The sequence below is a fragment of the Hungatella sp. SB206 genome (assembly GCF_051132295.1).
Classification (GTDB): Bacteria; Bacillota; Clostridia; order Lachnospirales; family Lachnospiraceae; genus Hungatella; species Hungatella effluvii.
On the sequence record NZ_CP096603.1, the window covers coordinates 4833408 to 4848189 of the forward strand.

At 48.1% G+C, this 14782-nt stretch carries 15 protein-coding genes and 1 tRNA gene; 5 read left to right on the forward strand and 11 right to left on the reverse strand.

The genetic code is table 11. The features are described 5' to 3' along the window. Positions 1 to 36: 36 nt before the first annotated feature. The 7 genes from M1L66_RS21485 to M1L66_RS21515 form a co-directional block, all read right to left on the reverse strand. Entirely contained in the window at positions 37 to 1455 is a 1419-nt protein-coding gene (locus M1L66_RS21485) for a sulfatase-like hydrolase/transferase (RefSeq protein WP_187018893.1), read from the reverse strand. Further along, positions 1442 to 2683 carry an AGE family epimerase/isomerase gene (locus tag M1L66_RS21490; RefSeq protein ID WP_187018891.1) on the reverse strand — a complete coding sequence of 414 codons (1242 nt, stop codon included), beginning with the start codon at positions 2681 to 2683 and terminating at the stop codon, positions 1442 to 1444. Before M1L66_RS21490 ends, M1L66_RS21485 begins: the two co-directional genes overlap by 14 nt. A 35-nt stretch (positions 2684 to 2718) precedes the next feature. After that, positions 2719 to 3585 carry a carbohydrate ABC transporter permease gene (locus tag M1L66_RS21495; RefSeq protein ID WP_187018889.1) on the reverse strand — a complete coding sequence of 289 codons (867 nt, stop codon included), beginning with the start codon at positions 3583 to 3585 and terminating at the stop codon, positions 2719 to 2721. Positions 3586 to 3596: 11 nt separating this feature from the next. Continuing rightward, positions 3597 to 4496, reverse strand: coding sequence for a carbohydrate ABC transporter permease (locus M1L66_RS21500; RefSeq protein WP_110322141.1), 900 nt, complete (start codon positions 4494 to 4496; stop codon positions 3597 to 3599). A gap of 64 nt (positions 4497 to 4560) precedes the next feature. Next, entirely contained in the window at positions 4561 to 5874 is a 1314-nt protein-coding gene (locus M1L66_RS21505; protein WP_434688105.1) for an ABC transporter substrate-binding protein, read from the reverse strand. A 303-nt stretch (positions 5875 to 6177) separates the two neighbouring features. Further along, entirely contained in the window at positions 6178 to 7734 is a 1557-nt protein-coding gene (locus M1L66_RS21510; protein WP_187018885.1) for a VanW family protein, read from the reverse strand. Between the two features lie 126 nt (positions 7735 to 7860). Beyond that, positions 7861 to 8742 (reverse strand): LysR substrate-binding domain-containing protein, encoded by an 882-nt coding sequence (locus M1L66_RS21515; protein ID WP_434688108.1) that lies wholly within the window; start codon positions 8740 to 8742, stop codon positions 7861 to 7863. Positions 8743 to 8932: 190 nt separating this feature from the next. On the opposite strand from M1L66_RS21515, the gene M1L66_RS21520 reads away from it, so the two are divergent. Beyond that, complete coding sequence (locus tag M1L66_RS21520) at positions 8933 to 9931, forward strand: YeiH family protein (protein ID WP_055658744.1); 999 nt, start codon at positions 8933 to 8935, stop codon at positions 9929 to 9931. A gap of 126 nt (positions 9932 to 10057) precedes the next feature. Here M1L66_RS21520 and M1L66_RS21525 read toward each other — a convergent pair whose 3' ends face one another. The 3 genes from M1L66_RS21525 to M1L66_RS21535 are packed head-to-tail and all read right to left on the reverse strand — an operon-like array spanning position 10058 to position 12748. Then, the gene (locus M1L66_RS21525) at positions 10058 to 10822 is read right to left on the reverse strand and encodes a DUF4261 domain-containing protein (protein ID WP_187018882.1); all 765 of its coding nucleotides are present in this window, start codon (positions 10820 to 10822) and stop codon (positions 10058 to 10060) included. A gap of 9 nt (positions 10823 to 10831) precedes the next feature. Next, positions 10832 to 11803: a magnesium transporter CorA family protein gene (locus tag M1L66_RS21530; RefSeq protein WP_187018880.1), complete on the reverse strand. Its 972-nt coding sequence runs from the start codon at positions 11801 to 11803 to the stop codon at positions 10832 to 10834. Positions 11804 to 11827: 24 nt separating this feature from the next. Continuing rightward, on the reverse strand, positions 11828 to 12748 hold the full coding sequence (locus tag M1L66_RS21535; protein WP_187018878.1) for an NYN domain-containing protein: 921 nt from the start codon (positions 12746 to 12748) through the stop codon (positions 11828 to 11830). A 170-nt stretch (positions 12749 to 12918) separates the two neighbouring features. Between M1L66_RS21535 and M1L66_RS21540 the strand changes: the two genes are divergently transcribed. From M1L66_RS21540 to M1L66_RS21555, 4 genes are all read left to right on the forward strand, one after another. Next, positions 12919 to 13122, forward strand: a complete 204-nt coding sequence (locus tag M1L66_RS21540) for a spore coat associated protein CotJA (RefSeq protein ID WP_055658737.1) — start codon at positions 12919 to 12921, stop codon at positions 13120 to 13122. Next, entirely contained in the window at positions 13122 to 13418 is a 297-nt protein-coding gene (locus tag M1L66_RS21545) for a spore coat protein CotJB (protein WP_002603201.1), read from the forward strand. Before M1L66_RS21540 ends, M1L66_RS21545 begins: the two co-directional genes overlap by 1 nt. Further along, a complete protein-coding gene (locus M1L66_RS21550; protein WP_055658735.1) occupies positions 13418 to 14029 on the forward strand; it encodes a manganese catalase family protein in 612 nt (203 codons plus the stop codon). The genes M1L66_RS21545 and M1L66_RS21550 overlap by 1 nt, the downstream gene beginning before the upstream one ends. A gap of 128 nt (positions 14030 to 14157) precedes the next feature. Next, a tRNA-Val gene (locus M1L66_RS21555) sits at positions 14158 to 14230 on the forward strand. Between the two features lie 184 nt (positions 14231 to 14414). Here the strand turns inward: M1L66_RS21555 and M1L66_RS21560 are convergent. After that, entirely contained in the window at positions 14415 to 14723 is a 309-nt protein-coding gene (locus M1L66_RS21560) for a DUF3837 family protein (protein WP_055658733.1), read from the reverse strand. Positions 14724 to 14782 lie beyond the last annotated feature (59 nt).

Genomic DNA, 14782 nt, shown 5'->3' on the forward strand with positions numbered 1-14782 from the left:
TCCCTCTTTCCGGCGCCGCACAAATACTCCTGCGCTCTATGCCTGTCGGACCGGCAGCGTTTCGTATCCCATCTGAAAAGAACCAGGTTCAAATCCTTTTGCAGTATGCCTCTTGTTCTGTCCGGCTCCTGTCACGTTCGCCTGCCGTCCGTCTGTCTCCGGTCTTGCATATTCCGAAAACCAGCTTTCCAGACGTTTATTTAATAATTCTATCAATTCAGGAGCCGCCTTGTCAATCATGTTGAGCATTTCCCCCGGATCAGTTTTAAGATTGTAGAGCTCATCCGGGCCTTCCGGATACCTGCGGATATATTTCCACTCCCTTTGGCGAACCATCCGGACTGCGCCATATTCGCTGTAGACAACCACACAGTCATTGATCTCCCGTTCTTCTCCCGTAAAAATGGCTTTTGCAAAGCTTTTTCCCGGAAGATCCTTTTCTTTATACGCCAGTCCCGCAATCTCCATGATCGTTGGAAAGAAATCGTAAGCGCTGTATAGTCCCTTTAAACGTATTCCCGGCCGGATCTTTCCCGGCATACATGCTATAAACGGCACCTTTACCGAAGTATCGTACATGTTAAAAGGGGAGGTTCCATTTCCCTTTCCCCATATTCCATGATGACCGCAGTTAAATCCGTTATCGCTGGAAAACAGAATCAGAGTATCGCGGTCCAGATTCAGCCGCCTCAGTTCTTCTCTGATCTCACCTACCCCCAAGTCCAGAGCGGAGGTTGCCGCAAAATACCCCTTCAGCATTTCCTTCCTGTCATAATTGAACTCGGAAAAATCGATCTGCCATGGGTGGCGTTTTTCCACCGGACAACTGGTAAATGCGCAGTCACGGTACAAATCCAGATACTTCTGCGGATGATTATGAATCCAGGGCGTGTGGGGTGCAGTAAAATTAACGCTCAAATAAAACGGTTCGTCTTTCCCCTCCCGCTCCCGCAGGAACCGGACTGCATCCTGGGTAATCAGTTCGGTAACATACCCCGGTTCACGGACTCTTTTCCCCTCCCGTATCATGGGGGCATCATAATAGTTACCGCCTCCTGACTGATGTACATACCAGTGCGAGAACCCCTTCTGCCTTTTTTCACTGTCTCCCAGATGCCATTTTCCGCTTACCCCGCAGACATATCCGGCTTCACTCAGATAATCTGTATACCCTTTAAACTCTTCCAGATATTCAATAGGCTTCTCTCCCTCATTTTCCATGTTCCCCTGTAAGATCCAGTCCAGAATACCATGCATAGACGGCATCCTTCCTGTCAGAAGGGTTGCTCTGGCCGGCGAGCACACCGGCGAGGAACAGAAGAAGTTTTCCGCAGTACAGCCATTTCGCGCCATATCATCCAGGTTCGGCGTAACTGCGTCCCTGTTGCCCGCACTTCCCAGTGTCCAGAACCCCATATCATCGGCTAAAATAAATACTATATTAGGTCTGCGCATCACAATCTCCCGTTTCCGCTACATATTTTTTCAGTATACAGCTGCACTGGTACAACGCTCTTGGTATATGAAATGCTGCCTTTTGAATTCCGCCCTTGAGCTTCATTCGAGGTGATCCATCCCGGTTTAATACCGCATACCACTCCCCATAATCCGGATCAAAGAAGTGCTCCCTGCACCAGAGAAAGAGGGTTTTAAATTCTTCCCATGCTGCGCTGTCACCGGTTCTGTCAGCAGACGTCAGCAATGCACACAGCGCCTCCGCCTGTGTCCACCAGACCTTTTCATCCCATTTTAACTGACGAGCCGCATTCCAGTCTTTATACTGTTCGTCGGTTCCATTATCGCTTAGCATGTGAAGAATCCCGCCGAATTTTTCGTCATGGCTTCTCTGATACGTAACTGAAATCGTATGGAGCGCACGCTCCGCATATTCCGGCCGTCCGACTCGTTCAGCCTGTTCCAGAACAAACCACATGGATTCAAAAATATGTCCCGGATTAATCCGATGTCCATCCTCGCTGTCGATATATCCGCCCTGAAGCGTTCTCATCTCATGAATGGTCCCATCATCACCATGCCCCAGCACGCCGAAAATTCTGTCCATACAGAAACGAATCAACGCATCCGCCTTATCTCCATCTAAATATCCCCGTGCACAAGCCACAGAATTCAGGCAGATCATATATCTCCCATGACTGACTGCTCCCGCCTTGTATTTCTGAGGAAATGTGTCACGGCAGTCCTCATTTCGTATATTCTGATCCAGCCTGTCAAATGTCTCTCGGATTACGTTCTCATCCTCCGTCGAATCTGAGGCCGCGGCGTATGCGCTGAGTGCCATTAAAACGAACATATCTGTAAACAGGGATATGGCACCCTGCTGAACGGTCCCATTCTCATCAAGCAGATAATACCATCTCCCGTTTCCTGCGTATGCATGGGATATCAGATAATCTCTTCCTGTCTTTGCCAGATTGAGCCAGGCCGGATCTTTTTCCACATTACTGTATATTGTTGCAAACATCCAGACCTGTCTGGCCTGAAGCCAGATATTTTTCTCTTTTCCGGTACAGTTTCCCTCACGGTCGAAGGAAGTTATATACCCCCCATGTTCCTGATCCGCAGTCCTCTCCTTCCAAAAGCCCAAAATGTCGTTAAGAAGACAATTTCTTACGATCTCATACCAGACTGTCGCCTCTTCCGCTAAAACCCCTGTTTTCTGCAATCCTGTTCCTCCTTCCCGGATAATGCTATTATGCTCTATCCCTTTACTGCTCCCATCGTCATCCCCTGCACAAAATCCTTCTGCAGTAGCCATACAATGATAAAGACCGGTATGATAATTACTACACCGGTAGCAGCCATCGGCCCCCATTCCAGTCCACGGTCCGTAATAAAACCGGATATAATAACCGGCAGCGTCTTCGCATTTCTGACACTCAGAATTACAGCGAATAAAAATTCATTCCAGGTACTGACAAATGTAAGGATTGCGGAAGCCACTAGCCCCGGTTTCACGATCGGAAGCACAAGATAGAAAAATCGCTGCGCCATGCTGCATCCATCAATTTTCCCAGATTCTTCGATACTTTCCGGCACCTCCTGAAAGAATCCCATCATCAGCCAGATTACCATAGGAAAATTAAAGCTGGTATTTAATATAATCATGGCCGTCTTTGTATCAATCAGATGCAGGCTGCGCATAACCAGATAGATCGGTATCGCCGTTGCCACCGCCGGATACATCTTCTGTAAAAGAAACCAGCCGGCAAAGATACTCCGCGTCCTTTTTCCCAGTTTTCCTTTTGTCAGCGCGTAGGCCGCCAGACTTCCGAAGGATGCAGCCAAAAAGGTCGACACAGCTGTGATAACAGCCGAATTGTACAATCCCTTTCCCACGCCGTCATTTACAAAGATCTTTATAAAATTTTCTGTCGTTATCCGCGTCGGTATGATAACCGGAGGGCTTGCGAGATAATCTGCCTCCACTTTTATGGCATTTGTAGCAAGCCAATACAGAGGCAGAATCACAGATACTGCAAACAGGGTAATAAAAATCCATTTCGTTGGCTTTCCGAGAAAGTCTGTGATCGTACTGCTGATTCTGTCATTTTCTTTCCGTCTCATGATTTCCTCCTTTACTCATCCCGAACCCTGGATCTTAAGAATACAAATACAGATGAAAGAACTGCCATGGCTGCGATGAAGACAAGGGCCAGCGCCGCCGCATACCCTGCATCGAAATAGCGCAGTCCCTGGGCGTAGATATAGCTCGGAAGCATCTCAGTCGCCATTCCCGGGCCTCCCCCCGTCATAACAAAGACAATATCGAAAACCTTAAAAGCATCTATGACGCGCAGCATCAGCACCAGTGTCAGAACCCTGTAAAGCTGGGGCAGGATTACATAACGGAAACATTTCCACTTCGTGGCCCCGTCCACGAGAGCAGCTTCTATGGTATCGCCGGGAATCGATTTGATCCCCGAAATCAGAAGCAGGGCAAACCACGGAGTCATTCTCCAGACATCCACCATGATAACGGAAAATATAGCCAGCTTCGGATTACCGAGCCAGTCAACTGCGGGCATGCCGATACACGTCAGCAGATAATTAATAATACCTGTATTTTTGTCCAGCATCATTCTCCACATGGTTCCGGCCGCTACCGGGGCCATAATCATCGGAATCAGCATAATCGACCGCATGATACGTGCGCCCGTCCCATCCCCGGACAGCATCATCGCCAGCATCATGCCAAGTACCAGCTCCACAGGAACTGACGCAAAGGCAAAAAGGGCTGTATTCTGGACACTGCGGATAAAAACCGGATCATCAAGCATACGCAGGTAGTTCTCCAGCCCTACAAACTGAGGTATGAATCCCGGAACATTAATTCTTACTTTTTCAAAGCTCAGCACAAACGAATTACAGAGAGGGATAATCACTGCCACCAGCACAATGATTAGCGCCGGCATTAAAAACAGCCATGTCGTCAGCTGGTCCTCCGATATCCTCTTCTTTTTCTCCTCTTTTCTCATAGGTTCCTCCGATCGTAAAGCAAAAAGGGGAGGCACCGGCAACCGCTGCGCTCCCCCCACGCCCTTATTTCAAAGCTTCTTCTATCGCGATCGCATTGTCATTTTTGCTGTCAGCAGGCGGTGGATTATTCTTAATTGCACGGTTCAGTTCGGAATCGAAAAATTCCATTGCCTGATCCAGTGTCATCTGCTTCGACATATAAGAGCTGACTGCATTTGCCATAATAGAATCCAGTTCTGCCGATACAGGGATGCGCCACTTGGGAAGACTCGTCTTTAGCCCCTCTCCCAGTGGGCCCATCTTGGAATTCTTCACTTCATCCTTTTCCCAGAAACTTGTGTAAGAAGGTAAAATTCCGAATTCATCGAAAAACTTTTCCTGCTTTTCCAGACTGGAGTATTCCCTGATCCACTGGAATGCCGCATCTTTATTCTTTGAATACTTGGAAACAGCCACACACCAGATACTCATCTGGTTGATTCCTGTCTTTTCCTGTGGGAATGGTGCGATAGCCCAGTTATCCACAATCTTGGATTTTTCCGGATCATCCGCCGCCTGTACGATTCCCAAAGTCGGCCATGCCTCACAGAATGCTGCTTTTCCCTGAAGAAAGGCATTGATGGATTCCTCCAGTCCCCATGACAAACCAGCCGGATCGGAATATTTCGTAACTTCTCCCAACTGCTCCATGGCACTGCGTCCGACTTCACCGTTTACCACAACGTTCCAGTCCTTGTCCGCAACGTCTGCTCCCATGGCCCATGAACGTACAAGGTAGAGAACCGCATACTGTTCTTTCTTTCCCGGTATGGAGATCCCGTACATTCCATTGTCCGGATCATTGAATTTCTCCGCCATCTGCATATACTCTTCGTATGTCTTTGGCGGCGTATCAATCAGATCCGTGCGATATGCCATCATGTTTGGTGTCGGTGCCTTCGGAAAGCCGTACAGCACATCATTCCATTTACAGGCATCGTAGACACTGGGTATAAACTTATCTACCTCCATGCCGCTCTCCTTTACCCGGTCATCTAAAGGTTCAAGATGAGGAGCAAATTCTCCCAGCCATGATAAATTTACCGCAACGACATCGTAGCTTCCCGCCTGACTGGCAAAGTCCAGCATGGCAGTTTCATGGAATGAGGCAAACGGAACATCATTAACTTCTACGTCGAACCCTGTTTTTTCTTTGAACTCATCTGTCATGGATCGTGCTGAATCTGCATAAACACCCGACATGAACAATACATTCAGTTTACCTGATTTTGCAGTTTCACTTGTAGTGCCACTCTCTTTTGGAACATCCCTCTGCTGTCCACATGCTGTAAGACAAAGTATTAATATCATCGAGATCATAAAAATACTTTTTTTCATTTTGCTTCCTCCTCTTAATTATTATTTTTATAATAATAAAATACTATATTTTGTAGAATATGTCAATATATATTAATTTAATATTATATTTTTATTTATATTGCGCATTATTTTTTATTATAACAATAATTATTATACGCATATTTGTCTGATTAGTAAAATCTTATAACCAAATCAAGATAACTTTCAGCAAAGGAAACAAAAAAATGCCATTCGGGATAAGATCAGTCTATAAAAGGCTTTTCTTATTCCAAATGACATTTAATGGTTTTATTCTATTGTTTATTTTCAATATATCTTAATTCATGTACCTGGAAAAGCCGGTACCACGACTGCGTCTGCATCTGCGCCCGCTGCCGGTGTCTGCTGGGGAACTGCCTGCTGCTGCGCCGTCTCCTGCCCTGCAATCCCCTGCGTCTGTCCGCCGGCCGCGCTCTCGTTTTCTCCCGCCTCTGCCGAAGACTCACCGGTTTCTGCCGCGTTCTCGTTCTTTTGAATTACCGATGCCTTTCCACGGTATGTCGTATTGTGAAGCGGAGTCTCTTCCAAGACATTGCCGTCTTTGGTCACTACGCGGAAGGTCTTCCAGACTCCGCCTTTCTGCCCCTGATCCACAACCTTCTCCGTACCTGCCGGAAGCCCGTCATTGACTTCGTACACCGGAGCCGGTGGTTCTACGTCCCTTACCTTTTCGGAACGCATGGTCACCTTCACGCCATCTTCCAGAATTGGAAGGCCGACTATGGATATCTTCAGTGTGTTATCCTTCAGAGAGGCACGGACTGCCACCGTTGTCGGCTCTGAATTTACAAACTTAAGGTCCGGCCCGGCATAGCCGTCAAAGCTTACCATAGCATCCTCTCCCGGCTGTATGTAACTCGGAGTAAAGCTGTGGGAATGGCGTTCCGTCGCCGAAAGCCCCGAACTCACAATGGCATTATAAAGTGTGGTAGACACCTGACACACACCGCCGCCCGGTTCTTCAATCAACACACCGTTCCGGTATGCGCCGGCAGGCTGGTATCCTTTCTCCTTCGTCCTGTTTCCTGTGGCGAGATTAAAAGAAAATTCCTCACCCGGCTTCAGAATCCTGCCGTCGATCGCTTCCACCGCCAGACGAATATTCTCATTCCGGTTTTTGTTGCTTGTCGTCTTAGTCGTAAAGCTTCCAATAACCTGATACTGCTCCTTTGCCTGCGCCGCGCTGCGTTTCGGGGAGTTCTCCGAAAATTCCGGTTCCACCGCAGCATAATTTCCAGCTTTTACCGCCTCCATCAGGCCCTGTACCAGCGCATCTTCATTCAGCGTTCTTCCAGATTTCGCCTCCGAATAGGTATAGACGCCTGTTTCCTTATCAAAGGAGACCAGCTGGGAATCGGCCGCCGCACGGTTCCATTTACCGGCAAGCTCCTTAGCCAGCGCACGGAAGGACTCCTCCAGAGAATCCATGTCGAAACCGAATGTTCCGGTTTTCATCTGCCCGTTTCCGTAAATCTCATCCAGAATTCTCCTGACTGCTCCGCCGGTTTCCTCCTCCGCTGTCACGGTCCCATCCTGCCAGACCACAGACAGACCCTTCGTCTTCTCCAAAAGAAGCTTCTCGGCGTCGCTCCGGCTCTTTCCGGTAATATCAATCCCCTCGACGACTGTGCTTTCGTAAGCCGTTACCGTCCCTGCCAGATGTTCCGCCACAGAAGCCGTGCTGCTCTCTTCCACTGCGGATTCCGGTCTTCTGCCGCCGGTTCTCCGCCCAACAGCCAGACCTGCCGTTCCAAGAACCGCAGCCAGTAAAATGACCGTTCCACCGTACATCACCAGCCTTGCCTGACGGCGGCGTCTCCTCGATCTTCCCCTCTTCATCTTTATCACTCCATTTCACACACTTTACTGCATTCCGCAACAAACTGTAACTTTTATTATTTCAGTTTACACTGTAACAATAGCAGATACAGTTAATTCTGTCAAGAGTATTTTCGAGGTTCTCCGTTATTCTCCCCGGAGCAGACGGTACAGTTCACGGTAATATTCGGAGTAAATGCTGTCTTTTCTCCATATAAAAGTAAAATCGTGGCTTAGTTCGAAGTCTTCCAGCTCCACGCGCCTCAACCGGCCATCTTCCAGTTCCTTCTTCACAGCAGCCTCATATAAAAATGTGATTCCCCGTCCATCTGCAACCAGGCTCTTGATAGCGCCAATGTTGCTGATCTCCATCAGGTCCTCAAAATCGTGAATCAGAAGGTTCTTGCCTTCCAGATACCGCTCGAACACATATCTTGTACCGGATCCCGGCTCCCGGATAAAGAACCGTTCCTGCGTCAGATCCTCGATCACCTTACCCTCGCTGTGAAACTGATATTCCGGCGAAGCCACAATCACAAATTTCCCTCTGTCGTATACGAGAAAATCGTATTCCTTTTTTTGAAAAAAGCCCTCTACCACTGCAAATTCGATCTCCCCCTCGTCAAGGCTCTTAAGCAGATCCTGGGTGTCGGCCACCACCATTTTCACAGAAATATCCGGCTGGGCGTCCATAAGCCGCATCAGCGCTTCCGGAAGAACATACTCTCCCACAGTCATGGTTGCCCCGAACACGAGACGCCGCCCGCCGCCATCCGACATCTTGAGTGCCTGCTTTAAATGAAGCTCATCGTGCTGCATCGTCGTCGCCGCCGACAAAAGCATCCTCCCCGCCTCCGTAAGTCCGATCTTCTTACCGCTGTACTTAAACAGCTTTACCTGATAGTGCTCCTCCAGATAGTGAATATGGTGCGACACAGCAGGCTGTGTAATGTTGAGTTCCTCCGCCGCCTTTGTAAAATTCATGCATCTGCATACGGCGAGAAATGTATCCATCCGAAAATCCAGCATCTGAACTTTCCTCCTTTTGTAAAATACGTTCCTTTCTCAATATCATAACATATATTTATCAATAAATAAATATTTAGAATTTTATTTTATGGTTATCCTTCTGTATAATGGTAACAGTTTCCATGGCCTCTGGAATAAATTTATCCCCATGATCTCATAATGATATCGAACAAGAAAGGAATTTTTAACTATGAAAAAATATACCGCAGGGCTTCTGATCTGTCTCGCCATCTCCATACCGGCCTGGTTTTTAGGCAGACTCTTTCCGGTAGTGGGCGGCCCCGTTTGTGCCATCTTAATCGGAATGGCTATTGCTCCATTTATAAAGGGAAAGGAGCTTTTCCGCCCCGGGATCGCGTTTACATCTAAGAAGATTCTCCAGTACGCCGTCGTTTTACTCGGCTTCGGCATGAACTTATCCGTGGTTCTGGAAAAGGGAAGGCAGTCTCTCCCCATTATCCTGGCCACCATCACCACATCGATTCTCATAGCGGTTCTGCTCTTCCGGCTTTTGAAGATACCGACGAAGAGCGCCATCTTAATCGGCGTCGGTTCTTCCATTTGCGGCGGTTCTGCCATAGCGGCAACTGCGCCGGTCATTGAGGCGGACGACGAGGAGATCGCACAGTCTATCTCCGTTATCTTCCTGTTCAACATTGCCGCTGCATTAATTTTCCCCGCGCTCGGCGCCGCTTTAGGGCTTTCCAACGAGGGCTTCGGTCTGTTTGCCGGCACCGCCATCAATGATACCTCCTCCGTCACGGCCGCCGCTGCTGCATGGGATGGCATCTACGGAAGCAATACACTGGAGGCCGCCGCCATTGTTAAACTAACCAGAACCCTGGCGATTATACCAATCACCCTGTTCCTGGCATTTTACCGCACAAAAAAAGAACAGAGCGGCTCCGGAAATACCTTTCAAATCGCAAAAATATTTCCGTTTTTCGTTCTGTTCTTCCTTCTCGCATCCGTACTGACCACCGTATTTCATCTCCCCGCCACGGTTACGGGACCGCTTAAAGATTTAAGCAAGTTCTTCATCATCATGGCCATGGCCGCCATCGGGACCAATACCAACCTGGTCACCCTCGTAAAAACAGGAATGAAACCGATTCTTCTGGGCCTGTGCTGCTGGATCGGAATTTCCCTGGTCAGCCTGTCCATGCAGAATTTTCTGGGCATCTGGTAATCGGTTCCTGATTTCTTAAGCTAGTATGACCCACACTAAATGCCTTGCTGGTTCGGTGAGGATGATTTTTTGCGTCTGTACTATCGGAAAATCAGACCAGCGAAGCAGTAAGGTATTTGGTGTGGGTTATACTAGCATGAAGGCGATCTTTATGCTGTCGCCTTCCACCGCCTCGCCTTTCGACCTGGTAATCGGAAGCTTCTCGTCTTCCGTGAAGCCGATGGTCTCCCCATCCTTTAAAAGTACATCATCACAGAGTACATAGCTCGCAATATCAAAGAGGAATTCGTGAAGCTCGGCTGGCGTAGCCGCGCTTTCCAACACCTCGATCTCATCCTTCCCAAAAGCAGTCATGCCGTATGTATACCCGTTCATCCCTTTTTCCGTCTGATACAGGCCAAAATAAATCCAGTCTAAAATCGGATAAGTCTCTTCTTCCTCTTTCATATCTTCCGCCACGGCGCAGTACATCTCCGGCGCAAACACGGTTCCGCTGGTATAAATTCCGAGCGCATTCTCCTGCTTTAAGCAGGCCGAAGAAATCTTTACGTAAAGCTTACCGGCTGCAACCGGATCATTTTCCCTTCCCCCGACCACGGCAGCCAGAATATGGGCCCGGTGCTCACTGGCCGCGTCCACAGCGCCTTTCCAAAAATAATTGGACTTGGCGTAATACTCCGCCTCTCCCGCAGGCACAGGTGCCGGCATCAGGCTGATGGCTACCATATAATTATCAACCTCGAATACGATGGTGTCGTTATCCGCCTCCTCCTCATCCGGTACGCTGATATTCCACTCATCCAGCAAATCCTTTTTTAACTTTTCTGCATCCCACACCGGGGAAGACAGAAGCACACTGCCGACAAACGAGCCTTTTTCCTTGTTTTCCATCGCGTTCTCCTATAGTATCTTCTTTTTCTTAAAAAACCAAATCTCGACCGCTACAATTACGACGCTCAGAAGAATCATCCCTGCGTAGCCATATTTCCATCGAAGCTCCGGCATATTGGCAAAATTCATTCCATACCAGCCTACCAACAGGCTGAGGGGCAGAAAGATCGTCGTCACTACGGTCAGCCAGCTCATGATCTGGTTCTGATTGGAGGCAATCTGAGACTGGTACATCTCCCGAATCTGAAATACATACTCCCGCAGCATCTCCACATGATCGTGAAGGCGGCTGGCCCGGCTGGCGAACATGCCGAAACCTACGCATTCCCCTTCGGAAAACAGGTGGTTGTCATTGGACTCCAGTTCCTCTCCCAGAGATATCAGCTGTTCATAGTAGGTGTGCAGTGCAAGCAGTTCCTTTCTGCTCACGATCACCGTCTCATAAAAATTCTTCGGCTGATGATCCAGCAGCTCGTCCTCCATGTCCTCCAGCTTCGCCTCATACTTCTGCAGGAAAAGCACATCGTTGCGGATCAGATAATCCATTAAGAGGATCAGAAACTCCGCGGGAGCGGCAGACGTTCCTTTTTCCTTCGCCCTCTCCTCTCCAGCATGGGAATGGGCAGTCCCTTCTTTCGACGCAATGTCCTCCATCCGTTTGATGATCTCAGTCAGCATATCCCCTTCATCGAGCAGAATCAGCTCACTGTCCGTCACATAGAAGCCAAAGGAGAACTTCTCGCCTAAAAGATTATTTTTATTGGGAATCATAAAAGTCCCCATCGTGCAGCCGCCGTACGCCTCCGCCTTGCAGTAATGGATATTCTCCATGGAATGCACCAGTACCTTCCGGTGAAGGTACGTCTCCTTCGCATCCCGGAATTCTTCCAGCGTCATGACTGTAATACAGGCGTCATCACTCTCTCGTCTCTCTCCGTCGGAAAGTCTGGTCAGCCTTGTACCAAAGCTGTAACTTACCATCGTTATTCCCTCTTTCCTTCCGTATTACTCCTGTCTGATGAAGACGACTTTGTTGTTTATCTTATTTTCCCGGACCTCTAACTGGCTGATACTCTGCACAAACTTGGAAAATGTGGAGTAGCCGTAATCCTTGACCTTGAAATCCCCATACTTCCTGTGCATGCCGTTGCCCAGAGCGGCCAGCTCCAGGCCGTTCCTTCCGCTGTTTCTTACCAGCTTTATGGCGTAATCATCCAGCTCCTGTTTCCTGGTTCGGTTGTCCTTTATGCGAACCGTTACTACATTATTTGATTTCTTCAGTTCAAAACTATCCATTTCCTCCAGAAATTTCGAAAGAGAGCTGTAACCATAGCTTCTGACGTCGAAATCAGAATATTTTTTTACAAGACGATTCCCAATTTCTCCCAGACCAGTAGCCTTATTCATATCGTCGTTCTCCAGGATAATTGAAGCGATATCCTGTTCGATGACTTCCCGTCCTACCGTTACTCCGCTGACGCTCTCCTCATCCTGGTCAAGCAGGATCTCTAAATTGGTAAACACAGTACATGCGGCGCGGAATGACTTTGGAGTCTTCTCCTCACCCATGCCGATGACTTCCTTTCCCGATTCCCTCAGCCGGCTGGCCAGCTTCGTAAAATCGCTGTCACTCGAAACAATACAGAATCCATCCACGTTATCGGTATACAGCAAATCCATGGCATCGATAATCAGCGCAGAGTCGGTGGCATTCTTTCCCACGGTATTGGAAAACTGCTGAATCGGTGTAATAGAATTTTCCAGGAGTTCCTGTTTCCACTTTCCCATCTGAGAGCTTGTCCAGTCTCCATATATCCTTTTGTATGTAATGACACCATACTTTGTCATCTCAGCCAGAATATAGCTGATGTACTTTGCTGAAATGTTATCCGAATCGATTAATACTGCAAATTTCTTGTCATTCAATGTTCTGATCTCCTGTTATCCTAGTGATATCTACCATTATATTTTATTCTGGTCCATTATACAATAAGGCAAATGGTTATTCTGGCATATTTTTTGCATCGTATTTTTATCTTCTGTGCAGATACTAGAAAAGAAGATACTTTACAACGCAACATGAAAGGAGTGTTCTTATGAATTTGAATTCAAACAGTTCATGTGGCTGCGGAAAATCCGACAGTGACAAGAGTACACCTGCCGCCGCTTTAACACTGGCTATCGCGACAGTACCGATGCAGCCCTGGGAACAGCCATATGAGCCTGCTGCCGCTTTACAGCACGGAACGATCTTCCCTTGTCTCGACTTACCGTTTTATGTGACTGGAGGTGGTAAATAATGGCAGACCGCGAAACAATGTTAAAACAGATTAATGAAATCAGCTTCACAGTCAATGATCTGACCCTGTTCCTTGACACCCATCCTCTTGACGACAACGCTTTAAAGGCATTCAGCGACGCCATGAAGCAGAGAAAACAGCTGATGCAGACGTACGCGGAGAATTTTGAACCGCTGACGGTTGACTGTGTCTGCCCCGATACCAACAACAAATCAGAAACCCATACGAAGTATCCGGGACAGAAGCATTTTACCTGGTCTGACGGTCCGCTTCCGTGGGAAGGAGGTACTGTCTAATGTGGAATTATGAAAAACGGCTTCAGTTTCCAGTAAAAATTTCGACGCCATGCCCGAAGACGGCATCTCTCATCATCACCCAGTTTGGTGGTCCTGATGGAGAGCTGGCTGCTTCCATGAGATATCTTTCCCAACGTTACTCCATGCCATGCAAAGAAGTTGGCGGACTTTTAACGGATATCGGTACGGAAGAGCTGGCACATCTGGAGATGATCTGCGCCATCGTCTATCAGCTTACAAAGAATTTAACGCCGGAGCAGGCAAAGACTGCAGGCTTTGACGCCTACTATGTCGATCACACCACAGCCCTGTGGCCGACCGCCGCAGCAGGCGTCCCGTTTAATGCCTGTGAGTTCCAGTCCAAGGGCGACGCCATCACCGACTTAACGGAAGACTTAGCAGCCGAGCAGAAGGCCAGAACCACCTACGACAACCTGATCCGTATCATCGACAATCCGGAAGTCAGGGAACCGCTCAAGTTCCTGCGTGAACGTGAAGTGGTTCATTTCCAGAGATTCGGCGAGGCGCTGGAGAAGATTAAGTCCAATCTGGATTCCAAGAATTTCTACTATTTCAATCCGGAATTTGATAAGCAGTTTGTAAAGAAATAAAGACTGCGCAATAACACAGAGCGGCGGGAACGATTCCGCCGCTCAATTGTGTTTTTACAGGATAAATTATGATTAATTTTCCATTTTTTTCTTGCATTTTTCCGTCAACGTGGTAAAATAGTTGCTATGGAGGTGTAGCTCAGCTGGGAGAGCGCTTGCATCACACGCAAGAAGTCGCAGGTTCGAGCCCTGTCATCTCCATTAGAAGAGATTGCTGATTTCCTGAATGGGAGGTCAGCACTTTTTTGTTATAAAAAACTTTCTTTGTAAAAGCAAATGTGGTAAAGCAGGAGGCAAACGGGACTGAGGCCTTAGGGGCAGTTCCACCGTTACCGCACCGCCGATCCTATTCCCCAAAAATCAGCGCTCCGCTTATATTTTAACACTATTTCTGCTCATCATAGCTGTACTTCAGCAGCTCATAAATCTCATCTGTCACCGGATCATCTTTAAAATACCCTTCTAAAAGGCTTAAGACTTTCTCCGCGAATTCCGACGGGATCGGTTTCCCATCTATGGCGGTGTGGAGATCCTGCTTCATCTCGCTGACCATCTCCCGCTTTTCCGGTATGGGAAGCCCGTATATCTTGCACAGCATGCCGATCGCCGCACACGCTTCATTCGGCGAGGTCAAAGGTGCGTTTTCGAATCTCGTCTTGATCTCCACTGCCTGTTTGTTAATATAAAACACCATCTCTCTCCACTCCTTTTTCTCAGATCGGCCTTCCGGCTCTATTTTATCAGGCGGCCGTC

Bases quoted from the DNA above. Each gene is read 5' to 3' on its own strand.
- M1L66_RS21495 (WP_187018889.1), bottom strand. From the start codon at position 3,585: ATGAGACGGAAAGAAAATGACAGAATCAGCAGTACGATCACAGACTTT.
- M1L66_RS21540 (WP_055658737.1), top strand. From the start codon at position 12,919: ATGAATTTGAATTCAAACAGTTCATGTGGCTGCGGAAAATCCGACAGT.
- M1L66_RS21550 (WP_055658735.1), top strand. From the start codon at position 13,418: ATGTGGAATTATGAAAAACGGCTTCAGTTTCCAGTAAAAATTTCGACG.
- M1L66_RS21500 (WP_110322141.1), bottom strand. From the start codon at position 4,496: ATGAGAAAAGAGGAGAAAAAGAAGAGGATATCGGAGGACCAGCTGACG.
- M1L66_RS21510 (WP_187018885.1), bottom strand. From the start codon at position 7,734: ATGAAGAGGGGAAGATCGAGGAGACGCCGCCGTCAGGCAAGGCTGGTG.
- M1L66_RS21545 (WP_002603201.1), top strand. From the start codon at position 13,122: ATGGCAGACCGCGAAACAATGTTAAAACAGATTAATGAAATCAGCTTC.
- M1L66_RS21525 (WP_187018882.1), bottom strand. From the start codon at position 10,822: ATGGAAAACAAGGAAAAAGGCTCGTTTGTCGGCAGTGTGCTTCTGTCT.
- M1L66_RS21515 (WP_434688108.1), bottom strand. From the start codon at position 8,742: ATGCTGGATTTTCGGATGGATACATTTCTCGCCGTATGCAGATGCATG.
- M1L66_RS21560 (WP_055658733.1), bottom strand. From the start codon at position 14,723: ATGGTGTTTTATATTAACAAACAGGCAGTGGAGATCAAGACGAGATTC.
- M1L66_RS21520 (WP_055658744.1), top strand. From the start codon at position 8,933: ATGAAAAAATATACCGCAGGGCTTCTGATCTGTCTCGCCATCTCCATA.
- M1L66_RS21530 (WP_187018880.1), bottom strand. From the start codon at position 11,803: ATGGTAAGTTACAGCTTTGGTACAAGGCTGACCAGACTTTCCGACGGA.
- M1L66_RS21485 (WP_187018893.1), bottom strand. From the start codon at position 1,455: ATGCGCAGACCTAATATAGTATTTATTTTAGCCGATGATATGGGGTTC.
- M1L66_RS21505 (WP_434688105.1), bottom strand. From the start codon at position 5,874: ATGAAAAAAAGTATTTTTATGATCTCGATGATATTAATACTTTGTCTT.